The 24,706-nt window shown below is 38.4% G+C and carries 26 protein-coding genes and 1 other RNA gene; 11 read left to right on the plus strand and 16 right to left on the minus strand.

The window, feature by feature from the left end; genetic code table 11:
* Window positions 1-9 precede the first annotated feature (9 nt).
* Both ABFY81_RS05905 and ABFY81_RS05910 read right to left on the minus strand, forming a co-directional pair.
* Window positions 10-1,845, minus strand: a complete 1,836-nt coding sequence (locus tag ABFY81_RS05905; RefSeq protein WP_347913309.1) for an extracellular solute-binding protein — start codon at window positions 1,843-1,845, stop codon at window positions 10-12.
* A gap of 15 nt (window positions 1,846-1,860) precedes the next feature.
* On the minus strand, window positions 1,861-5,076 hold the full coding sequence (locus tag ABFY81_RS05910; RefSeq protein ID WP_347913310.1) for a LysM peptidoglycan-binding domain-containing protein: 3,216 nt from the start codon (window positions 5,074-5,076) through the stop codon (window positions 1,861-1,863).
* 232 nt (window positions 5,077-5,308) lie between these two features.
* On the opposite strand from ABFY81_RS05910, the gene dnaQ reads away from it, so the two are divergent.
* The 3 genes from dnaQ to nudC all read left to right on the plus strand — a co-directional run bounded on the left by dnaQ (window position 5,309) and on the right by nudC (window position 9,208).
* Window positions 5,309-6,688, plus strand: coding sequence for a DNA polymerase III subunit epsilon (dnaQ, locus tag ABFY81_RS05915; protein ID WP_347913311.1), 1,380 nt, complete (start codon window positions 5,309-5,311; stop codon window positions 6,686-6,688).
* A gap of 133 nt (window positions 6,689-6,821) precedes the next feature.
* A complete protein-coding gene (locus ABFY81_RS05920) occupies window positions 6,822-8,465 on the plus strand; it encodes a chemotaxis protein (protein ID WP_347913312.1) in 1,644 nt (547 codons plus the stop codon).
* Window positions 8,465-9,208, plus strand: coding sequence for an NAD(+) diphosphatase (gene nudC / locus ABFY81_RS05925; RefSeq protein ID WP_019458256.1), 744 nt, complete (start codon window positions 8,465-8,467; stop codon window positions 9,206-9,208). Before ABFY81_RS05920 ends, nudC begins: the two co-directional genes overlap by 1 nt.
* 26 nt (window positions 9,209-9,234) lie before the next feature.
* Here the strand turns inward: nudC and ABFY81_RS05930 are convergent, their stop codons facing one another.
* The 3 genes from ABFY81_RS05930 to ABFY81_RS05940 all read right to left on the minus strand — a co-directional run bounded on the left by ABFY81_RS05930 (window position 9,235) and on the right by ABFY81_RS05940 (window position 11,292).
* Window positions 9,235-10,098 carry an alpha/beta hydrolase gene (locus ABFY81_RS05930; RefSeq protein WP_004702996.1) on the minus strand — a complete coding sequence of 288 codons (864 nt, stop codon included), beginning with the start codon at window positions 10,096-10,098 and terminating at the stop codon, window positions 9,235-9,237.
* Between the two features lie 3 nt (window positions 10,099-10,101).
* Window positions 10,102-10,812, minus strand: a complete 711-nt coding sequence (locus ABFY81_RS05935; RefSeq protein WP_004702998.1) for a BON domain-containing protein — start codon at window positions 10,810-10,812, stop codon at window positions 10,102-10,104.
* Between the two features lie 78 nt (window positions 10,813-10,890).
* Entirely contained in the window at window positions 10,891-11,292 is a 402-nt protein-coding gene (locus ABFY81_RS05940; protein WP_004703001.1) for a YraN family protein, read from the minus strand.
* A 190-nt stretch (window positions 11,293-11,482) separates the two neighbouring features.
* Between ABFY81_RS05940 and rsmI the strand changes: the two genes are divergently transcribed.
* Window positions 11,483-12,319 carry a 16S rRNA (cytidine(1402)-2'-O)-methyltransferase gene (rsmI, locus tag ABFY81_RS05945; protein ID WP_068934914.1) on the plus strand — a complete coding sequence of 279 codons (837 nt, stop codon included), beginning with the start codon at window positions 11,483-11,485 and terminating at the stop codon, window positions 12,317-12,319.
* A gap of 94 nt (window positions 12,320-12,413) precedes the next feature.
* Window positions 12,414-12,800, plus strand: a complete 387-nt coding sequence (locus ABFY81_RS05950; protein WP_347913313.1) for a hemin receptor — start codon at window positions 12,414-12,416, stop codon at window positions 12,798-12,800.
* A gap of 2 nt (window positions 12,801-12,802) precedes the next feature.
* Here ABFY81_RS05950 and ABFY81_RS05955 read toward each other — a convergent pair whose 3' ends face one another.
* Window positions 12,803-13,693 (minus strand): LysR family transcriptional regulator ArgP, encoded by an 891-nt coding sequence (locus tag ABFY81_RS05955; RefSeq protein WP_347913314.1) that lies wholly within the window; start codon window positions 13,691-13,693, stop codon window positions 12,803-12,805.
* 107 nt (window positions 13,694-13,800) lie between these two features.
* On the opposite strand from ABFY81_RS05955, the gene ABFY81_RS05960 reads away from it, so the two are divergent.
* Window positions 13,801-14,403: a LysE/ArgO family amino acid transporter gene (locus ABFY81_RS05960; RefSeq protein WP_077162691.1), complete on the plus strand. Its 603-nt coding sequence runs from the start codon at window positions 13,801-13,803 to the stop codon at window positions 14,401-14,403.
* A gap of 60 nt (window positions 14,404-14,463) precedes the next feature.
* On the opposite strand, the gene ABFY81_RS05965 is transcribed toward ABFY81_RS05960, so the two are convergent.
* A complete protein-coding gene (locus ABFY81_RS05965; protein ID WP_019458261.1) occupies window positions 14,464-15,105 on the minus strand; it encodes a cation diffusion facilitator family transporter in 642 nt (213 codons plus the stop codon).
* Window positions 15,106-15,170: 65 nt separating this feature from the next.
* Between ABFY81_RS05965 and ABFY81_RS05970 the strand changes: the two genes are divergently transcribed.
* Window positions 15,171-15,572 (plus strand): MerR family transcriptional regulator, encoded by a 402-nt coding sequence (locus ABFY81_RS05970; protein WP_019458262.1) that lies wholly within the window; start codon window positions 15,171-15,173, stop codon window positions 15,570-15,572.
* Window positions 15,573-15,624: 52 nt separating this feature from the next.
* On the opposite strand, the gene ABFY81_RS05975 is transcribed toward ABFY81_RS05970, so the two are convergent.
* The 5 genes from ABFY81_RS05975 to ABFY81_RS05995 form a co-directional block, all read right to left on the minus strand.
* Complete coding sequence (locus ABFY81_RS05975) at window positions 15,625-15,876, minus strand: hypothetical protein (RefSeq protein WP_004703010.1); 252 nt, start codon at window positions 15,874-15,876, stop codon at window positions 15,625-15,627.
* 209 nt (window positions 15,877-16,085) lie between these two features.
* A complete protein-coding gene (locus ABFY81_RS05980) occupies window positions 16,086-17,318 on the minus strand; it encodes an FAD-dependent monooxygenase (RefSeq protein WP_343570042.1) in 1,233 nt (410 codons plus the stop codon).
* Entirely contained in the window at window positions 17,315-18,523 is a 1,209-nt protein-coding gene (gene ubiH, locus ABFY81_RS05985) for a 2-octaprenyl-6-methoxyphenyl hydroxylase (protein WP_347913315.1), read from the minus strand. The genes ABFY81_RS05980 and ubiH overlap by 4 nt, the downstream gene beginning before the upstream one ends.
* Before the next feature lie 30 nt (window positions 18,524-18,553).
* Window positions 18,554-19,876, minus strand: coding sequence for a Xaa-Pro aminopeptidase (gene pepP / locus ABFY81_RS05990; protein ID WP_347913316.1), 1,323 nt, complete (start codon window positions 19,874-19,876; stop codon window positions 18,554-18,556).
* 67 nt (window positions 19,877-19,943) lie between these two features.
* On the minus strand, window positions 19,944-20,576 hold the full coding sequence (locus tag ABFY81_RS05995) for a UPF0149 family protein (protein ID WP_347913317.1): 633 nt from the start codon (window positions 20,574-20,576) through the stop codon (window positions 19,944-19,946).
* Between the two features lie 64 nt (window positions 20,577-20,640).
* Between ABFY81_RS05995 and ABFY81_RS06000 the strand changes: the two genes are divergently transcribed.
* The 3 genes from ABFY81_RS06000 to ssrS all read left to right on the plus strand — a co-directional run bounded on the left by ABFY81_RS06000 (window position 20,641) and on the right by ssrS (window position 21,858).
* Window positions 20,641-21,201, plus strand: coding sequence for a hypothetical protein (locus ABFY81_RS06000; protein WP_004703019.1), 561 nt, complete (start codon window positions 20,641-20,643; stop codon window positions 21,199-21,201).
* The gene (locus ABFY81_RS06005) at window positions 21,198-21,482 is read left to right on the plus strand and encodes a cell division protein ZapA (protein WP_004703022.1); all 285 of its coding nucleotides are present in this window, start codon (window positions 21,198-21,200) and stop codon (window positions 21,480-21,482) included. Before ABFY81_RS06000 ends, ABFY81_RS06005 begins: the two co-directional genes overlap by 4 nt.
* 192 nt (window positions 21,483-21,674) lie before the next feature.
* A non-coding RNA gene (gene ssrS / locus ABFY81_RS06010) (6S RNA) lies at window positions 21,675-21,858 on the plus strand.
* Between the two features lie 134 nt (window positions 21,859-21,992).
* On the opposite strand, the gene ABFY81_RS06015 is transcribed toward ssrS, so the two are convergent.
* The 3 genes from ABFY81_RS06015 to ABFY81_RS06025 form a co-directional block, all read right to left on the minus strand.
* Window positions 21,993-22,313 carry a hypothetical protein gene (locus ABFY81_RS06015; protein WP_347913318.1) on the minus strand — a complete coding sequence of 107 codons (321 nt, stop codon included), beginning with the start codon at window positions 22,311-22,313 and terminating at the stop codon, window positions 21,993-21,995.
* 73 nt (window positions 22,314-22,386) lie between these two features.
* Window positions 22,387-22,500 carry a hypothetical protein gene (locus ABFY81_RS06020; protein WP_081400373.1) on the minus strand — a complete coding sequence of 38 codons (114 nt, stop codon included), beginning with the start codon at window positions 22,498-22,500 and terminating at the stop codon, window positions 22,387-22,389.
* A 108-nt stretch (window positions 22,501-22,608) separates the two neighbouring features.
* Window positions 22,609-22,950, minus strand: coding sequence for a hypothetical protein (locus tag ABFY81_RS06025; protein WP_347913319.1), 342 nt, complete (start codon window positions 22,948-22,950; stop codon window positions 22,609-22,611).
* Window positions 22,951-23,187: 237 nt separating this feature from the next.
* Between ABFY81_RS06025 and ABFY81_RS06030 the strand changes: the two genes are divergently transcribed.
* Window positions 23,188-23,772, plus strand: a complete 585-nt coding sequence (locus tag ABFY81_RS06030) for a 5-formyltetrahydrofolate cyclo-ligase (protein WP_019458269.1) — start codon at window positions 23,188-23,190, stop codon at window positions 23,770-23,772.
* A 117-nt stretch (window positions 23,773-23,889) separates the two neighbouring features.
* Here the strand turns inward: ABFY81_RS06030 and ABFY81_RS06035 are convergent, their stop codons facing one another.
* Complete coding sequence (locus ABFY81_RS06035; RefSeq protein ID WP_347913320.1) at window positions 23,890-24,669, minus strand: OmpA family protein; 780 nt, start codon at window positions 24,667-24,669, stop codon at window positions 23,890-23,892.
* Window positions 24,670-24,706 lie beyond the last annotated feature (37 nt).

Raw genomic sequence — 24,706 nt, forward strand, 5'->3', positions numbered from 1 at the left:
TACGTGCTTTTATTGTTGATGTAAATATTGAGCAACTTTTTTGGCTTGGTTTGGATTAATCCACCAATACTCTATACCGGCTGAGAGCACAGGTTTCACTTTAGGTTGCTGATACATATTCCAGTACGCATACCAATAATCACCTTTTCCATAAGTCGGAATCTGGTAATAGCCTGCGCGAAGTAATCGGTCAAGAACATGAGTATAGGTAATTTGCTGTTCACGGTCTTTGGCAGTGACCAGTTTTGAAATGACTTCATCAATGACAGGATTACGAATACCAGCATAGTTATAGTTGCCATCTTGAATGGCTGCTGCGCTGCCCCAAAACTGAGCCTGTTCATTGCCCGGATTTAACGATTGCGGCAAGTTCATGGTGGTCATGTCAAAATCATAACGGCGTGTACGCTCTAAATATTGTGGCGCATCGACTTGTCGTAAATTAATATTAATTCCTAATTTTTTTAAATTTCTTAAAAATGGCATGAGTGTTCTTTGTTTGCCATCTTGCTGAATAAGAAACTCAATGTGTACAGGCTTGCCTTCGGGCGTATATAACTGCTCTTCTTTAATTTTATAGCCAGCCTGAATGAGTAATTGTCTTGCGATTAATAAGTTTTGACGGTTAAAACCACTGGCGTCCGAAACTGGATATTTCCAGTCTGCCAAGACAGCTTTTTGCATGACTGGTGAAAGCTTTGGTAAAAGTGGTTTTAATATCGTGAGCTCACTCTTTGAAGGACGACCTGTTGCTGCCAACTCACTATTTTCAAAATAACTTTGTAGTCGTTGATATTGTCCATAAAACAAAGCTTTGTTCTGCCATTCAAAATCATAGGCATAGGTTAAAGCTTGTCTAAAGCGAATATCGTTTAAAGGTTTTCGTCGTGTATTAAACACATAACTTTCAGTTGCAATCGGGTTATGGTGTCTAAATTTATATAGAGTGACTAAACCTGCTTTTACCGCTGGAAACTTGTAATCAGTGACCCATTTTTTAGGATTAGTTTCTTCATGCAAGGTATATTGCCCAGATTTAAAACCTTCGAATGCAATATCCCAATTGCGGTAATAAACATATTTTAAATGGTCGAAGTTATAGCGCCCTCTATTAATAGGCAAATCTTTTGCCCAATAATTCGGATTTCGTTTATAGCTAATACTACGTCCAGCATCAATTTTTTCAACAACATACGGCCCTGAACCTACAATCGGTTGCAAGGTAATACGGGTAAAATCATGGTTCTGCCAATCTGCTTTTGAGTAAATCGGTAAGCTCGCCACAACAAAAGGCATTTTGGGATTATGACTAGACTTAAAAGTGAATTTAACTTGATGTGGGTTGATCACTTCTGTTTTTGCCAAGTCAGCAAGATACATTTGTAGACCAAAATTAGATTTGGTCTGATACGTATCAAAACTAAATTTTACATCTGCCGCGGTTAAAGGCTGACCATTACTAAAACGAGCTTTGGGATTTAAATAGAAAGTAACGGATTGTGTTCTTTCTGGGTCATACGAAACTTTCTCGGCTAAAAGTGGATATAAAACCCCAACTTCATCAAGTGACTGAGTCATTAAAGTATCAAAAAGATAATTTACCCCTTCTGTCGCGTTTCCCTTCCCATTCATGCTGTTTAAGTTATCAAAAGTCCCTTGCGCAGCCCGACTCAATACTCCACCTTTTGGTGCATTTGGGTTGGCATAAGGCATAGCAGCCATTGCGAAGTATTTAGGCTTAGAATGAATTGCGATATAAGGCGTGATTTGCTGTGCAGAGAATACAACTTGTGAAAAAACACTGAGCCCGACTAGCAGGCTCAGTTGAGAATATAACTTTTGCATAAAGTTCTAATTATTCTATAAATTAGGCACTTTAATAATATCGCCAATACGTAATTGAGTCGAGGGTGTTAAGTTGTTGAGTTCCGCCAGTAAAGTGGTTTCTAGGCCATATTTACTCGCAAGACCAATTAAGGTGTCGCCACGTTTGACTTTGTATTCCACTACAGTTTTTGGAATTACAATATTTTGACCGCGCTGTAGGTTAGCATTTGCTTTCAATGCATTCATTTCAGCAAGTTCACGAACTGAAATACCTGCACGACTCGCAATCGCATTTAACGACTCACCAGCCTTAACCGTATACTTTTCAGTATTTTTGCCTGCTGCAACAGGTTTAGCAGATGATTTTGCGGTATCAGCTTTCGCTGTTTCTACAGGCACATCACCTGTTAGTTTTAAATGCTGACCAACACGGACAGTGCTGTTACGAGACAAGCCATTTAATGCAGTTAGATAATCTAACTGTAAATGATAACGGCTAGCGATGCTTCGTAAGTTATCACCAGACTTAACGGTGTAAGTATCTGGTGCTTCATCTTTAGCATTTTTAGTAGCAGCCTTGCTCGGTGTTTCAATCTCACCTGTCAATTTTAAACGCTGACCAGCACGAACACCTGCTGTACGTGATAATCCGTTTAAATCGGCCAAATAACTGGTTTGTAAGTTATATTTAGACGCAATCGCATGTAAGCTATCACCAGACTGCACAACATAGTGTTCAGGAACACTTACACCCGCAGGTACTTTCAAGTTTTGGCCAAGCTGGACATGGCTACTCGCTTTTAAGTTATTCAGTTCTGCAAGTTCAGCTAAGCTAATTTTAGACTTGGTCGCAATGCTTGATAATGTATCACCACGTTGCACTTTATAGCTTTCAGTCTTATACGACGGCCCTGCTGCAAGTTTTTCATACTTGCCAGAAGCTTTGTTGTCATCAGATTCATCAACAGCAACTTCTTTTGTAGGTACATTAATTTTCTGGCCAGCCATTAAATTACTACCAGCTGATAACCCTGGTGTTAACTCCGCCAATTCTTGATTAGATAATGCATAACGATCTGCAATTAACTTTAAGTATTCACCACGTTTAACCGTATAACTCTTTGTTGCAATACGACGTGTACTTGCCTGAATAGCTTTAGGCTCTGCCTTAGCAGAATTACGGTTACCTTTAGGCTCTTTCAAATGCAACTTCTGACCAACAAATAGACCATCACTTACAGATAAATCGTTATATTCAGCAAGCTGTTTCACAGACAAATTAAATTGATTTGCAACGCCTGTTAAACTGTCATTTGCTTGAACAACGTAAACATCAGGTTTAACTGTTGATTTAGCCGTAGACTCAACCTCTTGAGGTTTAGCATCATACAAATACAGGCTAGTTCCTACAAAGAGAGTCTTTTCTGGATCAATCTGGTTCCACTTGGCAACATCACGCCAGTTGACTCCATTTTTCATCGCAATAATTGCTAATGTATCGCCCGGCTGTACAGTATAGGTACTACGCTTACCTTTAGGTTGTACAACAACAACATCAGTATCGGTTTTAATGTAAGGCTTATCTTTATTGCGCTGTGCTTCTTCAGAATTTGCAACACTTGCATCTTCAGTTAACGTTTTTGGATAAGCAAAGCCCTTACTTAACTCTTTACCTTGCTGTTCAGCAACGGATTGACTTGTCTGAATCGCAGTTAACTTAATTTTACCATCGTAAGGATCAACAATTTCGGTACCTTGCGGTGCAATTGCCTTTAACTCAGCAACGACTTGGTCTTTTTCAGCTTGAGTGGCTTGTGGTTGTAAAGCTTGCTCAACTGTTTCTTTCTCACCTTCAGCACGAACAGCAGCTAAAATTTTCTCACGTTCATGTGCTGAAATTGGCGGTTCTGTTCTTACTGGCTTAACATTGGTTGCAGGCGTTACTGCAACTGGAATACGAGGTGCACTTGGCACATCAGCTGAGGCCGCAAAAGCAGCTAAAGCATCAGAACCACGAGGTGTTGAGGTTTTTACTGATACAGAACTGCCCGTTGTTCTTGTAGGAGTCGTAGGTCTTACAGGCTGAACTTGAGTAGCTGGTGATGTTTTAACAGTGACTGAGGTTGAAGTCGTTGTAGTTGGCTTAGATGGCGATGTGACATTTGCCCACCAACCTGAACCACCACCAGATTTCATTCCTTTTAATTTATTATCCACTGAAGGGCTAATATCAGCAGGAATTAAAATACGCATTGGGCTTGCAGGGTCTACTGTTTCACCACGATAACCCGGGTTTAATGCATATAACTCGGCACGGCTAAGACCACTAACCGATGCAATTTCATTTAAAGACAACGGCGCAGACAATGTCACTTCACGGAAGTGGGGTCTGTTCGCAATTGGTGGTAATGAAACCCCGTAAGCACGAGGATTTTTGATAATTTGAGCAACTGCCAAGAAACGAGGAACATAGTTCATGGTTTCTTGTGGAAGTTTTAATGACCAATAATCGGTTGGTAAACCCGCAGCTTGGTTACGGTTAATCGCCTGTTGGATACGACCCGGACCAGCGTTATAAGCTGCCAAAGCCAATTCCCACGAACCGAACTGGTTATATAAGCTACCTAAAAACTCATATGCAGCACGTGTAGACTCAACAACGTCACGACGACCATCGTACATACCCGTTTGTTGTAAACCATAAATACGGCCAGTACTTGGAATAAACTGCCATAAACCTGCTGCTGCTGCACTACTTGTTGCAGCAGGGTCATACGAGCTTTCAATTACTGGTAATAACGCAAGTTCAGTTGGAAGACCACGGCGTTCTGCTTCTTTAACAGTATGATATAAATAACGACTTGCGCGAGCACTTAAACGGTCAAGGTAGGGCTGACGTGAAATAAACCAACTACGCTGCGCTTCAATACGTGGATCCCAGTGATCGAGATCCATTTTAAAGCCGACAGCCATGCGTTTCCAAACATCACCGTGTTTTAAAATAAGTAGACGGTCACCCTCTACAGCACGCATATCAGTTGCTGAAAGTAAATCTTCTAACGAGTCTAGACTGCTTGCATCAAGATAACCTGCTCCACTAACCTGTTTTGTTTTCGAGGTTTTTGCAGATTGCGGAGTCGAAGAACAGCCTGTTGTAATACCCAACGCAGCTAAAGCAGAGCTAAGGACTGTAATTTTGAATAATGATGCTGCAGATGGCTGCCACACAAATGTGGTTGGTTTATACATAAAAACTTCCAAACAACTCGCGTAATATTTCTTGGGGTCTGCCCACAAACCCTAGGTCTTCGATGCCATTGTAGTAAAGCATGCAAGATAGACAAGGCAATAATTTAATGTCATTTGCATGGAAATGTTACAAGAAATTAAAAAAAGCTTGCTTTGTAACGATGGAACCGAACTTTTTGCGTATACAATACACCATATTCAGCTCTTTTTCTTTCAGTTTAGGTTTCGATTTATGTCTCAAACAATCACACTGTATGTTGATGGTGCATGTCGTGGCAATCCCGGTTTAGGCGGTTGGGGTGCATATGTCATTACCGAACAGGGTGAACATAAATTATTTGGCGGTGAACCCGATACAACCAATAACCGTATGGAACTTACTGCGGCGATTGAAGGTGTTTCTTTTTGCCCACCCGATGCACAATTAATTATCTGGACCGACTCAAACTATGTAAAGCAAGGCATTACAGAATGGATTCATGGCTGGAAAAAGAAAAATTGGAAAGATGTTAAAAACCCTGACCTATGGCAAAAACTTGATGCTGTTTGCGCAGGTAGAAATATTGAGTGGAATTGGATTAAAGGCCATGCAGGACATCCTGGCAATGAAATGGCAGACCAACTTGCCAATTTAGGTGCAGATAAGACTGCTCAAGAACTCAAGCAACCACAACCTGTTGCTGCACCGCAAGATATAAAAAAGCCTGAACAGGACTGGTTGCTAGACGACCCTTTTGGATTTGATCTGGTTGAAACAACCGATGATGAAGATATCGCTCTTGAACCATCACAAGAAGTTGAGATGATTACTGTAGACGAGCAAGTAAATGAAGTTGAAGCTGTAGAGCAAGAAACTAAGCAGCAAAGTAGTAACATTCATCCTCAAATTGTTGTTACCGAAGCAAAGCTTAAATTGCAAGGCCCTCGTCAGCTCATTCTCGATACTGAAACGACTGGTTTCTATTTCCAAGATGGCGACCGCATTATTGAAGTCGGCGCAATCGAAATGATTAACCGTAAGCTTACGGGTAGTTCGATTCACATTTATATTAACCCTGAAAAACCAGTGGGCGATTCAGAAAACATTCACGGTATCAGTGATGATTTCTTAAAAGATAAACCCCTCTATGCAGACATTGCAGATACTTTATTTGAGTATCTAAAAGGCGCAGAAATTATCGCTCATAACGCGACCTTCGATATGAACTTCTTGGATATGGAGTTTAAACGTGTTGGGTTACCTGCTCTTTCCGAAGTTTGTGAAGTTACTGATACTTTAGCACTTGCAAAAAACAAGCATCCGGGACAGAAAAACTCACTCGATGCCCTAGTCAGACGTTATGAAATTCCAGCTCGTGACCGTACCTTCCATGGTGCATTACTCGATGCTGAAATTCTGTCTGATGTTTACTTGGCTATGACAGGTGGTCAAGTATCGTTTGATATGGATGCACTATCGCAGAGTGAAAAAGATCAGCAAAATACAACAAGAACTAGAGTTCAAGTTGATTTACCCGTTATTTACCCTTCAGATGAAGAGTTAAGCACACATGAGACTTGGGTCAAAGAATTTGAGAAAAAACATGGAGAACCTTGCCTTTTTGCAAAATAAATTTTTGATTCTCTAGTGTTTTTTTGGTTTCCCCTTTTGCAAGTTAAGTTATATTAGTCGTATAGATTTTTAGCTCAAAATATTGAGCCATGACGAATATAACAATTGATTTTTTTTGCAAAGGGGAATTTTTATGTCTGAGCATAATTCGATTCAATTTGATCCGACAGCGTTGCTTATCATCAAGAATGAAATTGATAACTCAATAAAACTTGTGGAAGGCGCTGTAAGTACATTAATTGAAGAACAGGCTCTCCCTTTTGGTATTGATGATGCATTAGAACAATTTAAACAATGCACTCAGGTATTACGCCTCATTGATATCCCTTATTTGGCAAAGATCACACAGTATTCGACAGAATTAATGCAAAAGATTATGGCCAAGCCAGAGCACATCAATACCAATGAGGTGGTTGCTCTCAGTGAAGGCACGACCATGGTTAAACGCTATATCGAATTTATCTGTTTACGCGAAGTTGAAGTACCACAGTTTCTTTTGGACACTCTAAACAATTTAGAAAAAGCTTTAAACAAGCCATTAACATCATCTGGACAACAGATTTCTGCAAATCTTACAGTAGCTTCAATTGAGTTACCTTTATCCGAGGTCGTTATTAATGAAAAGACTCAGTTTATTCATCAGCTTTATAAGTTGTCTTTGCTTAAATTTTTAAATAAAACTGAAACTACTCAAGATTTCCAAGCATTTAAACTGATTGGTAGTTATTTAGTCAGCATGGCTCATGGTCAACTAAGCCAACAATATTGGCAATTGGTTAACTCTGCCTTTAATCACATTGATGAACTTGTTTTAAATGATGCTCGCTTACGGGTATTGATTAATCTTGAAAATACTATAAGTCTATTTTTAGCAGCACCTGAAAGCTTTGAAGCAAATTCGAATGCCCTAGCAGATATAATTAGTATTGTGATTGGACAAGAAGATCAACTTGCAAAGCAAATTCGTAAGCAACTGAATATTGGTTATGAATTTCTCACCGATGCTCAGCTTAAAACCTTAAGTCAGCATTTGTATGGTCCAGACTTTGACACCATGGAAACGGTAAGCCAATTGATCTTAAACGAAATGAATAAAGTTCGTAATGATATTGAATACAACTACCAAAACATGTCACCAGAAAAGGCACAGCAATTACAAAACAGCCTTATGCAACTCGCACATACATTTAAACTACTTAATTTAAATGAAGCAGCAGCCGAGCTTTCTCATCAAGCAAGCAGCTTAAGTCAAATCAATATATTGAGTAATGAAAATTACGCTCAGCAACTGATGAAGAGTATTTTGTCAGCGATGAATGCCATTGGTATTTTGGTACGAAATTATTCTTCTAGTCGTCTACAAATTCGTGTAAACAACACCAATATCTCTTTAGATCGTTTGGATGAAGCACATCAAACCTTATTAAATGAGACAAAAAATTTAATCGATTTTGTATGCCAAAGTTTGACTTTATATGCCAACGATCAAACTCAGAATATTGAAGCAATTGCAGGCTCTTTAAAAGAGTTGGCTGGTGCAGCTGAATTTTTAGGTAGTACGGTTCAACAAAATGCTTTGCTTGAAACTGCTAAATTTGTACAGAATCAAATCGATCAGAATCAACCTTTTAGTCATGATCAGATTCACTGTATTTTTAACGTATTAGCGGGACTAGATATGTTAGTTGACAATTTAAAAAATAAACAGCCTGTTCTACAATCCATGTTTGATGTAGCATTGCTAAGTAGTCAACAACTTCAAAAAAAGGCAGCTTAATGTCTGAATTATCACTTGCTTATATTTTTCATCATCAACAATTATTGGTTGACCAAAACCTTCAATTACCCAAAGTCGAAAAGTTAGCAAGTGATCTGCTTTTCACTCATAACGAACAGGTCATTGCACGTGACCTACTGAGTGAAGAGGCTATACCAGAAGGTCTGCAACTCGTTCCCATACGTCAGCTTATTTCCAACTGGTCAAAAGAGCAATTTTTACAGGCAAGTCGTGCTGTACAATTGCTCGAATGGCGGCGTAACCACAAGTTTTGTAGCCATTGTGGACATGCCACCGAAGTCCACTCCAGTGAATATGCAATGGTGTGCCCTTCTTGTGGCTATCATCAGTACCCTCGTGTCAATCCATGCATTATTACTATCATTACTAAAGGTGATGATGAAGTGTTATTGGCGAAATCAATTCACAATAAAACCAATATGTATGGCTTAATTGCAGGATTTGTCGAAGTTGGCGAAACTCTCGAAGAAGCGGTACAACGTGAAGCTTTAGAAGAAGTGGGTATTAAACTCAAAAATATTCAATATATGTCAAGCCAGCCTTGGCCTTTTCCAAGTAATCTCATGATTGCTTTTAGAGCTGAATATGAGTCAGGCGAGATTTCTTTGCAGGAAGATGAAATTGCCGATGCACAATTCTTTAAATTTGATCAGCTTCCTGAAATTCCATTTAAAGGCAGTATTGCACACGCAATGATTACGCAGATTACTCAAGCAAAGTAATCTGCGCTTTCTAAAACTCAATGGTTTTAAAATACTTCATCCAGAAAATGCAAAATGGTTCGTTTTGTTTTGAAGTAGTGACTTACAAAACTCGATAGGCTGGCCAAAATCGTAATATGGCCAGTTTTAGGGATAATAGCAATATGGCTATGATTCCCCTTCTCCCTAAGAGCTTGATCCATATCTAAAGTATTATGTTGCTTTACGATCTGATCATTTTCAGCCATGAGTAGATAATGCTTAATATTATTTTGATTTACAAAATAATAAGGCATCACCTCTTTATAAGAAATGTCTTGATCAAAAGCATCTTCCGCAAGCGGATCACCTTTATAATCAAAATGATATGGTCCAGCTAATCCAACTATTGCCTTAATTTTCCCTAAACATTCAATTTTAGTAGAATCAGGGTGATAAACAGCAGACATTACATTAAATGCACCTGCCGAATGTCCCATAAGCACAGTATTCTCTGTCGAGATTTCTAATTTTTCCTGATTTTGATGCAAATAATTTAACGCTTGCGTTAAGTCCTCTACATAACTTGGAAAAATATTCTTTGGTGCAAGCTGATAGTTAATGACAGCAACGTCATAACCTTCTTTTGCAAAAGCTTCACCAACAAATAAATAGTCTCGTTTATTACCATGTTGCCAAGCACCACCATGTACAAAAACAATGAGTGGTCGATGAGCTAAGCGCTTAGTAGAACGATAAATATCTAGACGATGGCGAGGCTTTAAGCCATAACGCACATTTAAAACCTGCTCGAAACCATCTTTTGGTGTAAAACGGTTTAAAGCAAAGCTCCCCAAATCATACAGACGGAACTCTTTATAAAGAGTTCTCGCCTGCTCAATTTTGCTTTGTAATTGTTCAATCAAGTTCATATTTTATTGTGCAGTAGATGATGCTGGATCTGCTTGGTCCGGATCAATTGCAACAGGAGTTTGAACTGTTGGTTGAGCAAGAACATTATTTATCACTGGCGTAGTCGTTGCGTTGCCCGTCGATGCTGCTGGAGCAGGCGCTAAATCAATGTTATCAATAAGCGTCACAATTTTGGTCACGTTACCCACATTTTGAAGCACACTGTTTAAATCATTAATTTCAGCAGTATTTAAACGACCCATCACGTATAAAACACCATCTTCGGTATGAACGAGTACTTTACTGTCCGATACAACTGGTGCTTTCATTAATAGAGCACGTGTATTTGCGGTTACACCAGCATCTTGCATGATCGTGTTATAGCTTACTTTGTTACCTACCGTAATATAGTTATGTACGGCTTTCACATCACTCATCGCTTTAACATTATCTTCTGCCAGCTGTTTCAAGTATGGGTCTGGTACCTGACCAGTTAACAATACTGTGCTATGAAAGCTTTCGATGTTAATACGAGATTGTTTAAAACGCTGATCAAGCTTATAGAGGTTAATATTCGCTGTACGTTTAATTGAAGAGTCAATGAATACCTGACCTAAGCTACGTACACCACTATCTGTTCCAACTGGAGCTGTACCTGTTCCACCAGAAATAAAACTTGCGCAACCTGACAAACTTGCGACACAAAGCGCTGTTACAGCAATACGTTTCAACACTCCACCAGACTCCTATCAATCTCTTCTTGGCTTGATCATAAACATCGGTTTTAATTTGCTCAAAAGAGTAATGAACTCTTAATCCAAAGTAAATGCATTTTCGATCCATTGCAGATCATAATGGAATTTCGAAAAGTCTTGCTGTACTGTTTTTGCAATTTTCTGTGGAAAATCAAAACAAATCACATCAAAACGACAATAAAAATCCTGATAAGATGGGTAGCGCTGTAAAAACCTCATCGCCGTTTTAATTATTTTTTTCTGTTTGCTCACAGTGACCATTTCACAAGCTTGTCCATAATTGCCCTGTCCACGCGCTTTTACCTCAACAAAAATCAATTCGTTACCGCGTTTTACAATCAGATCAACCTCTCCACGGCGTGAATGATAATTACTGGCGACCCATTCATAATTTTGTTCTTTTAAAATTTTTAATGCCGTTTGTTCAGCCCATTGCCCGAGCTGCTGCGCGACTAACATAATTTTCCCCATTAGAAATGTAAATACTCTCAATGCTTGCTCTATACATTTTTAATTTTTTTCAATTGAGCAAATCAAAAGCAGATGTCTTAAAAAGTAAAAAAGCCCAATGACATTGTTCACGCCAAAAAGATAATTTCGGGTACACTAACCGATTAAAATTGTTTATCTGTACGGAGTAAAAAACCAAATGAGTGCTCAGTTATTTGTTGTAGCCACCCCTATCGGGCACTTAGATGATATGACTTTCCGTGCAATTGATATTTTAAAATCAGTTTCTATTGTGGCTGCCGAAGATACACGCCAATCAGCTCAATTATTTAAGCACTATAATATATCTACTCCACTTACAGCATGCCATGACCACAACGAAAGCAATAAAATTGAACAGTTAGTTCAAAAGTTACTTGCTGGTGAAAATATTGCTTTGATTAGCGATGCAGGTACGCCGCTTATTAGTGATCCCGGTTTTAAACTGGTTCGAGCTGCACAAGAACATGGTATTAGAGTTGTACCTGTACCCGGTGCATGTGCTGCAATTGCTGCGTTAAGTGCGGTGGGCTTACCAAGTGACCGTTTTAGTTTTGAAGGCTTTTTACCATCAAAAGCTTCTCAACGTATTACGCAACTTGAAAAGCTTAAAAATGAAACTCAAACGTTAATTTTTTATGAAGCACCCCACCGTATTTTAGAATGCGTAAAAAATATGGCTGAAGTATTTGGTGAAAACCGCCCTGTGGGTTTTGCACGTGAAATTACCAAAACTTTTGAAACCATCAAAAAAATGACTTTAAAAGACTTGGTCAGTTTTATTGAAAATGACCACAATCAAGAAAAAGGTGAAATTGTTCTGGTAGTTGGTGGTGCACCAGAAAAGACAGATCTGGAACAAGAAAAACTAGACGAACTCTTAAAGCGTTTACTTCAAGACTTATCTGTTAAAGCGGCATCTCAACTTGCTGCTGATTTAACGGGTATTAAGAAAAAAGTCGCTTATCAACGTGCGCTTGAGTTAACGCAATCTTAATTTTTTAACTAAGTGCGGTGATGGCAAATACTTTATGCCATCCCGCGCATAAATTTTGCATAATAATATTAATCATAAAAACAAGAGCATTGATATGGCTGAACAGCTTGGGAAACTTGGCCCTCATGAAGGGCAAGAACTAGAATTATTATTGTCTGGTAAGAAACCAATTGCTTTATTTTATGACTTATTACCTACTGAATTTGTAAAGCATCTTGAGCAAGGTACTTTAACTATGCTCAGTAAAGATATTGAAACATCTTTACCCGTACCTTTTTCAATTATGCTGATCTATAAAGATGTCTCTTTGGTAGATTTGAATGAACTCGTGTTATGTATTGAAAAATCAATAAAGGAAACTCAACTTGAAGACCGCTTAGCACTAGACCGTAGAATCGGACAACTTTTAGGTTATTCAGCGCAAGACATAGAGTTTTATATTCAACACGTTTCAAATTTTTATGCACGCTCACAGACTTAAATTTATCTCAATATCTTTTTCGCTGATTGAACAATTGTTTCGGTCAGCACATCAAGTTGTTTCGACTGTCTTTTCCAGTGGTGCCAATACAAAGGAATATCAAGTTGAGCCTCAGGCATAATATCAATAAGTGTTCCGTTTTCGAGTAATGGTTGAACTTGAAGCTCTGGCACCATTCCGTAACCTAAACCCAGCTGAATTGCTTTGACGAAAGCATCTGTTGCCGGAATAAAACTATAAGGATAACTCTGCATCGGTAAACCGTATCCTTTTAATAAAACTTCCGAATGCATTAAATCTTTATGATTAAAAATAACTGCTGGTGTTTTTCTTAAATTTTCTCGGTTAATTCCACCACTAAACCACTGGTTTACAAATTCGGCCGATGCCAGCATTTTATAGCGCATTTTACCAAGAGGCTGAGCTAAGCAACCCGCCATAACCTGCTCTTCTGCTGTGATACATGCATTAACCTGCCCCGTTTCTAGCAAAGTATGCGTGTGTGATTGATCATCAATTTTTAGCTCTAACACTATTTTTTCTTTAAACAATGTTTGCTGAATAGTTGGTAAAAGCCAAGTTGCTAATGAGTCTGCATTTGAAGCTAAAGCAATTTTATAAAATTCCGATTCAGAAGATTTTCCCGTTAAACCTTGTAAAAGATTTTGCTCCATTAACCTTGTATGACGTAAATGCTGGAGCAAGGTTTGTCCTGCTTGTGTGAGTACACAAGGGCGGCCCCGTATAATTAAAATCTGACCCAAATATTTTTCTAGTGCTTGTACACGTAGTGATACAGCAGAAGGAGTTATACATAAATGCTCTCCTGCTGCATCAAAACTCCCGACTTCTGCAACAGCAAGAAAAGCTTCACATTGCTTACTATCTAACATATACAAACCTAAATTATTTTTAGCCAAACCTAAATATTCTTAATTTTACTTATTTCTCAATAAAAAGTCAGATAATTCCCGCATCTGATTTTTTCTACTTAATGGTTATGCTTTCTCTGAGTGTGTTTTTTAAAGGTTTAGGTATTGGTAGCGGCCTAATTGTAGCAATTGGTGCCCAAAACGCTTTTGTTCTAAAGCAAGGACTCAAACAGCAATATGTATTTTGGCTATGTTTAATATGTGCCTTGTCTGACTCGATTTTAATTGCTTGTGGTGTATTGGGTTTTGCCGAAATTATGACTGCATCGCCTATCTTAATCTCGGTCGCTAAATATTTAGGGGCAACGTTTTTATTCGTATACGGTGCAAAAGCATTCTATGCAGCGTTTAAAACGAACCAAGGCATGGAACTTGGAGGCAGCCCAAAACAAACTTTAACCCAAGCACTAGTGACCTGCCTTGCCTTTACTTGGTTAAATCCACATGTCTATTTAGACACCATTGTGCTGATGGGTTCGGTTGCAACCCAGCTAGAAGACAAACTTAGTTTTGCTTTAGGTAGTATTCTTGCTTCTTGGATTTTCTTTTTCAGTTTAGGTTATGGTGCAAGATTACTAAAACCGTTATTTACCAATCCAAAAGCTTGGAAAATTTTAGACTTTCTTATTGGTTGCGTTATGTGGAGTATTGCAATTTCACTTCTCATCTAATGTATTCAACCATTAAAAAGTACCATGATTGAATGGTACTTTTTATTTATGCAATCACAATTAAGCTTCTGAACCTAACATCACTTTTGACTGTTTTCTTTCCTGTAATGATTGCTTAATCACAGCATAGCCGGAAGATACACCTAAGTATGCAATCACAAAGGCTACCAATAAATCTGGAAATACGGTGCCTGTTCCAAACACACCTACAGCAGCAAAAATAACAGCAATGTTCGCAATAGAGTCATTTCGACTACACAGCCAAACAGAGCGCATATTGGCATCACCATCCCTAAATGCATAAAGCATAAGCGCAACAGAAACATTCGCAATTAAGGCGATTACCCCAATTGTGCCCATGACCATCGGTTCAGGTGAAACGCCATGAAAGAATGACCACACCACTTTTGCAATGACGAAGAAACCAAAAGCTGCCATGGTTAATCCTTTAACCAGTGCTGCGGTTGCGCGCCAGTAAAGGCTCATCGAAAGTACAACTAAAGACAAAGCATAATTTGCTGAATCTCCTGCAAAATCGAGTGCATCTGCCCACAATGAAACAGATTGGGCTTTATAACCGCCTACTATTTCAACCACAAACATGAGTGCATTAATCACAAGTGCAATCCACAACGCCTTTCTAAAACGTGGGCTGACTTTCTTTGTAGGGGAACATGTTGAAGCACATCCACATCCGGCCATTTTATTTCCTCAAAAACTCTTTTATAGTGATTAAAAACCCTTGAGTAGCTCCAGAGTCAAGTCTTATGAGTCTTTCTATTGGCCAATTATCAAAAAAAGCGGATATTCCTATCGATACTATTCGCTATTACGAAAAAGTAGGTGTGCTGGACCGTATTCAGCGCTCAGAAAATAATTATCGTATTTACACAGATCAAACGCTCGCGGACCTATTATTTATTAAACATTGCCGCGAATTAGATATTTCCCTTAACGACATTAAAACGCTAAAACAGATGAAAGCTCAGCCGAAACAGGCTTGTACGGAAGTTGATAATTTGGTGAATAAATATTTGATCGAAGTATCGGAAAAAATTGAACGACTTTTGCTTTTAAAAGAAACACTCATCGATTTAAAACAGCACTGCTCTACCGACCGCACAGTAGACGAATGCGGCATTTTAAAAGAACTGCAAAATAACCTTTAACTCAATTTAAAAGCCAATAAAAAAGCATCACTCATGTGATGCTTTTTTAATATTAATGGTCGCTATGTTCGTCTGGCGGAACTTCAGTAATTCTCCCACCGCGAGCTAAAAATGCAGCAACCTCATCTTCCAATGCTTGGCGCTGTTTTTGTTTCGCAGTTACGGTAAGCGTTTCTGCTTCTGCAAGATCGGCATCCGTTAAGTTGCCTGCTTCTTCATCAGCCGCGCCGCTCTCAGCCGCTTTGGCTTCATCTTCATCTACAGCAGAATCTTCTGCATCTTCATAATCATTGATATCTGTCATATTTACACTCCCCACAATGATTTGTATTGCATCATCGCTATGGCCTTTGAGACCTCAGAAATTTAGCAATCTCTTTGCATTTAGCAAAGAGCCAAATTGGTCAAATCCGTATCTTTTCTGACCGAATTGGTAATGATATATAAATGATTGTTTAAAAAATATCTACTGATATTTATTTAGACCAGTAGAGCATAAACTTCGTAATTATTTTAACGACTATACAGGGTGTTTTGTAAAGCCCCTAAACCGTTCGCTTGTTGCATAAAACGCTCTTTTAAGAACGAAATTTGTTCAACCTGCTTAAGTCCCGCATTTCGAGCCAAAATAAATGGGAACAACTCAGAACTTTCTAGCCAACCAATCGCAGACATGCTGTGCATCATCGCATCGTTTTGTCCTTTACGACGGTGTTCATAACGTCTTAATGTTTGTTCATGCGCCCACACACCACGGCCTAAATCATGCAGTAGCGCATCACAGAGTACAGCGGCATCTAAACAGCCAATATTTACCCCTTGTCCAGCAAGCGGATGGATAACATGAGCGGCATCACCGATTAGGGCTAAACCAGCCTTCACATATTGTTTTGCAGCACGAGCCTTAAGTGGGAACTGTGCTCTTGAACGAACATCGAGCACTTCACCCAACATATGCTGGCTTTCACGAGTTAGAAGCTGCATAAATTCAACATCACTTAAAGCCGAATATTCATCGGCATAATCATCTGGCAGTGTCCAGACAATTGACTGCCAGTAACCATTTTCACTTGCATCCAGACTCGCCATTGGCAAATATGCCAAAGGTCCAGTAGGTAAGAAAATTTGACGAGCAACATGCTGATGCGGCTTAGACGTTTTAATTGCACAGCTGATGGCTGCTTGTTTGTAATCTAGGACATCTAGGTCAATAAAAGCTTGCTCACGTACAAATGAATTGGCACCATCTGCACCAATAAGCAGTTTAGTTTTAAGTGTAGATCCATCAGCCAATTGGATATGCCAGCACCCAACACCTTGCTCAATACGCGTAACACGAACTTCAGCACGATAATCGGTTAACTGCTCTAGCATCTTTTGCTGAATGGCAACATTCAATACGCTCGGCTCAACCATAGAACCTAAGGCTTGCTCTGGCATTGGTCTTTGTACAGACTCATGGCCAAAATTAATTTCACCATAGCCATTTAGATTCCACACCTGCATGCCGGTATAAGGCATTTGACGTGCTAAATCATCCCAAACATTCACTGTTTTAAGTAAATGAATCGTCGCTTGGCTAAGTGCTAAAACACGTGGGTTCATCACACTTAATGTTTTTTCAACATCAAGTACAGGGGCAGCATCAAGCACGGTAGGCTGTACACCACCTTGAGCAAGTAATAAAGCAGTTAAGCCACCGACCAGTCCACCACCAACAATAACGACATCTAAGACTTCACTCATGCTTTTAGCCCCATTGCATAGTTCGCTACCAGTGGCTTAACACCCGGAATAACATCAAATGCAATTAATCCCGTATTACGGATTAATTTTAATAATGGGTTTTGGTTACTAAAACCGCGAACAACAGTATCGCAGAACTTAATTACTCGCTGTTGGTCTGATAAACGGGCTTGTTCATAAGCAAGCAAATTATCTGGGTTACCAATATCATCAGATGCGCTTAGCTGGTTTACCAAATAACGTAGCAATACATCTGCATCACGTAGGCATAAATTAAAACCTTGGCCTGCAACTGGATGAATGGTGTGCGCTGCATTGCCCATTAAAATAACGCGCCCAACCGCTTGTTTATGCGCAAGCACTTGTGAAAGCGGATAGCTAAAGCGTTTACCTGTTTTTTCAAATTTACCCGCTCTGTCACCATAAGTTTTTTGCAAGGCATCTAAAAAGTGTTGGTCATTTTCTTCGCCTAACCATTCATCTTCAGTGCCCTTTTTAACAGGCCATACTACCGAGCGACGGTATTCACCCGGTAATGGCAATAAAGCCAAAGGCCCTAATGCGCTAAAACGCTCAAATCCCACCTGCTCATGTGGTTTCGATGTTTGTACAGTCGTAACAATCGCAACTTGATCATAGTCGTGGACATCAACACCAATACCAATTGCTTGACGACAGAAAGAATCACGTCCATCTGCTGCAATTAATAATTTTGACTCAAGCTTTAAGACTTCATCACCACGCTGAGCTTCAATATGTACTTGTTCAGCATCTTGAGTTAGAGCAGTAACTTGTACGCCATCAATTAGCTCAATCAAAGGCTGTTGGCGTACTTGAGTTAATAAAACACGACCGAGCCATGCATTCTCAATGACTTGTCCAAAGCTTTCGACTTTTTCTTGTTCCGCAACTAATCGTGCTTTACCAAAACTACCTTGCTCAGTAATGTGAACTTGTAAAATTGGAGTGGCATGTTGTTGTAATGCATCCCATAACCCTAGCTTCTGATAAATCTGTACGCTACGACGTGACAAAGCCGTATTACGTGCATCGAAACTAGAATGGTAAGGGGCAACATTTTGATCATCATAGTTTGGGTATTTCACAGCTTCTAATAGCTTGACTGCGATATTAGCCTTCGCCAGCATCAGGGAAAGGCTCAAACCCACCATACCCCCACCTACAATAATCACTTGTTGTTGCATCGAATTTGCTCCTTTGGCGAATACGTTTAATTATGCTTTAGCTTGCGCCATTAAATGTTCAATATCTGCAATATCTTTAACTACATTAGCAGTTAAAACTCGTGGGCCTTTTGAGGTTGCGACCACATCATCTTCAATACGAATACCAATACCACGCCATTTTTTATCTACAGTTTCGTCATCTGGTGCAATATATAAACCTGGTTCAACAGTAACCACCATACCTTCTTCATATTGGCGCCAATCGTCATCTTTTTTATAAGAACCGACATCATGTACATCCATACCTAACCAATGGCCTGTACCATGCATATAAAATTGACGATATGCTTCAGTTTCAATCAGCTCACTCACATTACCCTTGAGCAAACCTAAATCAACTAAGCCTTCAGTTAAAATTTTGACTGCAACCTCATGAGGCTCACGGTACGAATTACCAATACGTACTGCATCAATCGCCGCATATTGAGATGCCAGTACCACTTCATACAATGATTTTTGTTCTGGACTAAATTTTCCGTTCACTGGAAAAGTACGGGTAATGTCCGATGCATAAAATTCATATTCGCATGCAGCATCAATTAAAACCAAATCACCGTCTTTAAGAGGCTGGTTATTTTCAACATAGTGCAAAATGCAAGCGTTAGCACCACCACCGACAATACTGTTATATGAAGGCACACAGCCGTTTTGCCCAAATATATAATTAAGCTCGGCTTCAAGTGCATATTCCATCATGCCGGGGCGAACAGTTTGCATTGCACGAGTATGTGCCTTAGCACTAATTGTTGAAGCAATTTGCATTAGCTCAATTTCTTGCGGTGACTTGATTAAACGCATTTCATCAATAATGCGATCAAGTTGAACCAACTGAGCTGGAGCAGCTTCATGACGATGCTCGGCATTCGCTTTTTTAATCCATTGGCTTACTCTGGCGTCAAATGCAGCATTGTGCCCAATTCGATAATAAAGGCATTCTTTGTTTAATAATTTTTCAATAATTTCTTCATCAAGCAAATCAATTGCATAGGCTTCATCTGCCTCATACTCTTCAATTGCGCCATCAATTCCCGCACGGTAACCATTCCAGATTTCCATCTCACGGTTACGTTCACGACAAAACAGACTATAGCTATAGTCAGTAACGTCATCAAAGGTTTCTATAACAGCTACTGCCTCAGGCTCTGCAAAACCAGTCAAATAGAAAAAACTACTATCGGCACGGAATTTATAATCCGCATCACGATTACGGTACATTTCCTCACGCGTTGCAATAATCGCAATGCTGTTTGGACCCATTTTTTCTGCTAGACGATTTCTGCGATGTTGAAAATCAGCTTGAGGCAATTTCATAATGATCTACTTGATTTAGAATTTTAAAGTCAAAAAATTAAACACAGCCAATAACACATCGCCTCAATTAACTTGGGCGATGTGGTGTAAACATTTCTACAATATTTTGATCTGTAGTGCCTACAGCAGAAGTTTTACTTTTTGCATAAAAGTTTTTCAATAATGAACTTTCAGCAACTGTTACTTTCTTTCTGCCAATAGATAAACTCACAGGAATAAGGCGTACAAATTCGTACAATTCTTCGTAACTGCTTTCGCCTTCTTCGTCGTTATCAGAGTCTTCAAACTCTACTGCTGCGACATCTTGTAGATGTTCAATTAATTCGCTCTCATCAGCACGGACATGACCCGATGCCAAACCAAAGCCAAGAACAACACCAGCACACCAGTCTGATAATGCTTGTACGCGATCTTGTAGGGTGTGTTCATCATCTGGAAGTATTGGCAAATAGTCCAATTCATCTTCCGATAAAGCATGCGCTACATCTTCTGTTTCATCAGTTAAAAGCGCTAAAGCTTCTTCATTTAAATCAGGTACATTAAGAGTTGTTAAAATTTGTGTCCATTCTTCACGCGTTGGCGCTTCTGTCACACAAACAATACCTGTTAGTAAACCATGTAACTCACTAGGGCTTGAAATTTCTTCAATTCCTTCAAAATGAGCGTTCCATTCTGTCCAGCCTGAAATATCGTCTTGCATTCGTTTATCCAATCTCTATACTTCGTATATATTACCTTTGATTGCAATTCTGTGCGACCTCGTTATGTTAGAACAATTACAGCGGCTACAAGCGCATATTGGCGTTTTAAAAACACGCTTACATCATCTAGAGAGTGAAAATTCTACTCTCTCGGAAGCTAAAGAACTGGCTGAAACAGAGCATCACGCACAAGTTGTGCAAAAAAATAGCATCATTACTAAAAAACAAGAGGAAATTGAGACATTAACTGAGCAATTGACTCAGTTACAAGGCCAATTTCAACAATTGAATCAAGATGCTAATACACTTGCTGAACGTTATAGCCGTCTAGAAAAAAGTACCACTGATTTAAAAAATCGTTTTCAAGAAATTTTGGCAGAGCGTAATGAGTTACGTGTAACCAAAGAAAAACTTCAGTCACATCAACGACAGACTCAACAAGAGTTGCATGATTTACAGCAAGATCGTGACCGTTTGTTACAAAAAAATGAACTTGCCAAAGCCAAAGTTGAAGCGATTATTCAACGTTTAGCAATTTTAGGTACAGCTCAAGATCAAAATGCACAAGAAATTCAGCAACTTGCTCACCCAAATGCTGAAACTGGCGAGGAGACGCAATCATGAGTGAACAAGTCATGGTAGAGCTTCGGCTTATTGAGCAAACTTTTAGACTTGCGACTACCTCTGATAAAAGAGAAGAACTTGAGCGTGCAGCTGAACTTCTCAATGAGAAATTTAACGAAATGCGTCGCAGTGCTCCCCGTGTTGAGCACAACAAACTGGTCATTATGGTTGCCCTACAGCTCACCCAAGAAGTATTAAGCTTGAATAAATCTTTGCAAGAATATACACACTGTGAACGTCTACTACAGGCAATTTTGGAAGATGTTGAACAAACTGTTTAATTAACCTCTTTCAACAAAAAATGCCTTGCGCTATAAGTAATAGAGCAAGGCATTTTTTTATTGAAGTTACCTCGTGTGTCTCATGATTACTATATGTACTTTTAGTGTACAAAGCTTCATCAAATGAAGACTAACTTTACAGTTCAATAAACTCAGACGATTGCCAACTGAATAAGATCGTTTATAATTAAGCTATCTCTGGGATGTTCGCCAGCGGGTCTATTCCCCTGCCGATACTTAAACTTATGGATTGCGTTCTGTATATTTAGAGTGTATGCCTACCTTCGAGTAGGAAACCCAGCAAGTGTACGTCGCGTCCACCTTGAACTCATCGGGTTCAGGGTAACGACACATGCAGCGGCATCTTCGGAGTATTTATTTTCTAGAAAATAAGTATAAATATAATTTTTATTTCAAATTAAAGTCTCTATACAGACCTGTCAGTCTAGTACTCAATTTCATTTTTATTTATTAGTTAAACTTAAAAATTAGTGAATTATCATTTATTAATTATTGTGCATTTCTTTTCAAACATTCTTGATACCACCCTGTTTGAAAATCTTCGATAGCTTTCTGTTTAAAAAAACTCGTTTTAAATATTTTTGCAGCATAAGCTGAATTAATTAAGTCTTGATAAAACTGCTTTGCTTTTTGATCTATAAGACTATCAGCAATTTGTTGCAATTCCTGCGCTGGTACTTTTTTCTGCCGAGCTTCCATTACGTTGTAAGCAACTTTTTTCACGATATTACAAATATCTGGATCATCTGTATTGTCATTAGCATAGCAACCCGTTGCAATAAAACTTATTAATAATATTTTAAATTTCATATCCCTACCTTGTATTAATTATTCAACTTCCATTTAAGATAACGAATAGATAAAATGATTTTTCTTTAAATGTTCATGCAGGATTGATGACATAAAAGTAAATCATCATGACCACTAACAAGATAGAAGCAAGTGTTAAATAGGTACCAATCGTATTAAAACTCCGCAAAAATTTTATGATTTGCATTTCAAGTCCAGTGAAAAATTTAAATAATGAACATCAATAAATTTAGCATATCTAAATAATGCCAATCAATTCACAATTATTGATTTTTACGTGACACTATGCATTTTTTCAATTATCGCATTTTATTCCTAAACTTCCTTTATAGTAATCCCTTGCACTTTTCAAATCTGAAAGTAGTTTCTCTTCAGTATAGGGCTTTGGTGAAATTTTCATTAAGGCAGGCATGTACTTTTTTTTGTAAAGATCAGGATAGTCGTGACATAAAATTTTAACCTTAACTTCCTGCGGTGTTTTAGGATTATCCAATTGGTCTAAATACTCGCCAATTTTTTGGTCAGATTCTTCAAATTGAGCTTTATAGTCAACTTGAGGAGCTTCTGAGTCTGCCTGTTTGGTACAAGCACTCAGTAAAGCAGTACACATCATCATCGTTAAAATTTTTAACTTCATAGCCTTCACAGTTTCATATTCATCTTTAAATATACTTATCCTGATTACATGTAAATAAATACTGTAGATACGTAAAAAAGCTAAAAAACTTATATAGATGCCTTTTTTAGAAAAAAGTAATTTTTATGCTATCGATTAAACTATATTGTTTTTTTATAATACTTAAATTTCGGTAAAACTATAGAAAAATAGGTATAATTTTGGACGACTGATTTCAAATCTTTATTAGATTTATACATGAACGAACTAAGTTTTATTAGAAAAAATTTAAGATCTAAAAGACGTTCTTTAACCCAATTTGAGCAAAAACAGGCTCAACTTAACGTTTTACATTACCTAAATAGACTTCCTATTTTTCACTCCTCAAAAAAAATTGGCTTATATCTACATGCTTTCGGTGAAATTCATACTGATCTTATTATCAAACTCTGCTTTAAAAATAACAAAAAAGTCTATTTACCTATGATTTGTTCAATGAATCAACGTTTAGTATGGATAAAGATCAATAAAAACCAATATTTAAGTCGACGTTTTTCTCATCATCCACTCGGAATGAAAGAACCTATGGCAACGCGAGGAAAACATGTCTCAGAGCTTGATTTACTGCTTATGCCGCTTTTAGCTTGTGATCACTACGGGACACGTATTGGTATGGGAGGTGGCTATTATGATCGTACATTGGCAAGTACTGAGCATAAACCTTACCGTTTAGGATTGGCTCATCAATTTCAATTTATTGAACACACGTTAGAACGTCAAAGCTGGGATCAACCCTTAGATGGCTTACTCACACCACAGAACTTTTATTATTTTAAAAGATGATTTTTATATAAAATTTATAAAAAATAATATTTTTAAATATATCCTTTTACTTTGTTAGTCCCTTAAAACGAAAAAGTAACCACCTTATGGATGATTACTTTGCCGTGACAGACCGTTTTACCAATTGATATTAACACGTCTATTTGGTGCTAAACATTGAATAAGTTGTGAACTATTGTTACCGCTACACTGTTTATATAAATCGGTCTGACTATTTGCCTGTATTTGGATTCGACTTGCTACAATACCCTGTTGCACCAATAATTTGGCAACAGTATTAGCACGTTGTGAAGACAATTGTTGGTTATAGCTAAATTTACCTAACCGATCCGTAAAGCCTGAAACAATAATAGGATTCCTTGTTTGACTTTTTTTAATCTGCTCAGCAATTTTGGTAATGCTCTCAGCACCTTTTTCAATAGCACTCGCATCAAATCGATCAAAGGCAAATAAGACACTCGCTGTACGATCTGCAATTACAGTGCTATGTGCTGATGCCTGATTATTTTCTCCCCAAGCAACCAACCCTTCACAAGCCTCACCTTTCCAAGATAAACGTTCTGCTAAATAGCGCTTATCAAAATCAACACGTAACTGGCAACGTTGGTACTGGTTTGTGTTAGGAATACGGACATCTAATACATAGTTCCAAACTTTTACTGCAAAAAGTCCTTCACTAAATTGCGGATTGCCTAGTAAAGCTCGAATTTGGTCTTTATTTAGGCCTTGGTCTAAACGTACAACATCTTGGTATTCATAACGTTTTACTTGTTTCAAATAGCTTTTTTCAATCGCTGGAAAATGAATTTCCTGTGGCTGAGCTGGTTCATTTGCATAAGTTGTTACCGTGAAACCAGCAAAAGCTGCTACGACTAAGCTTTGGATTGTTTTATTCATTTCTATAATCTCTTTAATCTGTCGAGTAAGGAGAGCA

It is taken from the genome of Acinetobacter sp. WA-87, from assembly GCF_039938935.1.
In the GTDB taxonomy this organism is placed as follows: Bacteria; Pseudomonadota; Gammaproteobacteria; order Pseudomonadales; family Moraxellaceae; genus Acinetobacter; species Acinetobacter seifertii.

What these genes read in the sequence shown, in the direction of transcription:
- ABFY81_RS05905 (WP_347913309.1), bottom strand. Translation starts at nt 1,845, where the DNA reads ATGCAAAAGTTATATTCTCAACTGAGCCTGCTAGTCGGGCTCAGTGTT.
- ABFY81_RS05910 (WP_347913310.1), bottom strand. Translation starts at nt 5,076, where the DNA reads ATGTATAAACCAACCACATTTGTGTGGCAGCCATCTGCAGCATCATTA.
- dnaQ (WP_347913311.1), top strand. Translation starts at nt 5,309, where the DNA reads ATGTCTCAAACAATCACACTGTATGTTGATGGTGCATGTCGTGGCAAT.
- ABFY81_RS05920 (WP_347913312.1), top strand. Translation starts at nt 6,822, where the DNA reads ATGTCTGAGCATAATTCGATTCAATTTGATCCGACAGCGTTGCTTATC.
- nudC (WP_019458256.1), top strand. Translation starts at nt 8,465, where the DNA reads ATGTCTGAATTATCACTTGCTTATATTTTTCATCATCAACAATTATTG.
- ABFY81_RS05930 (WP_004702996.1), bottom strand. Translation starts at nt 10,098, where the DNA reads ATGAACTTGATTGAACAATTACAAAGCAAAATTGAGCAGGCGAGAACT.
- ABFY81_RS05940 (WP_004703001.1), bottom strand. Translation starts at nt 11,292, where the DNA reads ATGTTAGTCGCGCAGCAGCTCGGGCAATGGGCTGAACAAACGGCATTA.
- rsmI (WP_068934914.1), top strand. Translation starts at nt 11,483, where the DNA reads ATGAGTGCTCAGTTATTTGTTGTAGCCACCCCTATCGGGCACTTAGAT.
- ABFY81_RS05950 (WP_347913313.1), top strand. Translation starts at nt 12,414, where the DNA reads ATGGCTGAACAGCTTGGGAAACTTGGCCCTCATGAAGGGCAAGAACTA.
- ABFY81_RS05955 (WP_347913314.1), bottom strand. Translation starts at nt 13,693, where the DNA reads ATGTTAGATAGTAAGCAATGTGAAGCTTTTCTTGCTGTTGCAGAAGTC.
- ABFY81_RS05960 (WP_077162691.1), top strand. Translation starts at nt 13,801, where the DNA reads ATGCTTTCTCTGAGTGTGTTTTTTAAAGGTTTAGGTATTGGTAGCGGC.
- ABFY81_RS05965 (WP_019458261.1), bottom strand. Translation starts at nt 15,105, where the DNA reads ATGGCCGGATGTGGATGTGCTTCAACATGTTCCCCTACAAAGAAAGTC.
- ABFY81_RS05970 (WP_019458262.1), top strand. Translation starts at nt 15,171, where the DNA reads ATGAGTCTTTCTATTGGCCAATTATCAAAAAAAGCGGATATTCCTATC.
- ABFY81_RS05975 (WP_004703010.1), bottom strand. Translation starts at nt 15,876, where the DNA reads ATGACAGATATCAATGATTATGAAGATGCAGAAGATTCTGCTGTAGAT.
- ABFY81_RS05980 (WP_343570042.1), bottom strand. Translation starts at nt 17,318, where the DNA reads ATGAGTGAAGTCTTAGATGTCGTTATTGTTGGTGGTGGACTGGTCGGT.
- ubiH (WP_347913315.1), bottom strand. Translation starts at nt 18,523, where the DNA reads ATGCAACAACAAGTGATTATTGTAGGTGGGGGTATGGTGGGTTTGAGC.
- pepP (WP_347913316.1), bottom strand. Translation starts at nt 19,876, where the DNA reads ATGAAATTGCCTCAAGCTGATTTTCAACATCGCAGAAATCGTCTAGCA.
- ABFY81_RS05995 (WP_347913317.1), bottom strand. Translation starts at nt 20,576, where the DNA reads ATGCAAGACGATATTTCAGGCTGGACAGAATGGAACGCTCATTTTGAA.
- ABFY81_RS06000 (WP_004703019.1), top strand. Translation starts at nt 20,641, where the DNA reads ATGTTAGAACAATTACAGCGGCTACAAGCGCATATTGGCGTTTTAAAA.
- ABFY81_RS06005 (WP_004703022.1), top strand. Translation starts at nt 21,198, where the DNA reads ATGAGTGAACAAGTCATGGTAGAGCTTCGGCTTATTGAGCAAACTTTT.
- ABFY81_RS06015 (WP_347913318.1), bottom strand. Translation starts at nt 22,313, where the DNA reads ATGAAATTTAAAATATTATTAATAAGTTTTATTGCAACGGGTTGCTAT.
- ABFY81_RS06020 (WP_081400373.1), bottom strand. Translation starts at nt 22,500, where the DNA reads ATGCAAATCATAAAATTTTTGCGGAGTTTTAATACGATTGGTACCTAT.
- ABFY81_RS06025 (WP_347913319.1), bottom strand. Translation starts at nt 22,950, where the DNA reads ATGAAGTTAAAAATTTTAACGATGATGATGTGTACTGCTTTACTGAGT.
- ABFY81_RS06030 (WP_019458269.1), top strand. Translation starts at nt 23,188, where the DNA reads ATGAACGAACTAAGTTTTATTAGAAAAAATTTAAGATCTAAAAGACGT.
- ABFY81_RS06035 (WP_347913320.1), bottom strand. Translation starts at nt 24,669, where the DNA reads ATGAATAAAACAATCCAAAGCTTAGTCGTAGCAGCTTTTGCTGGTTTC.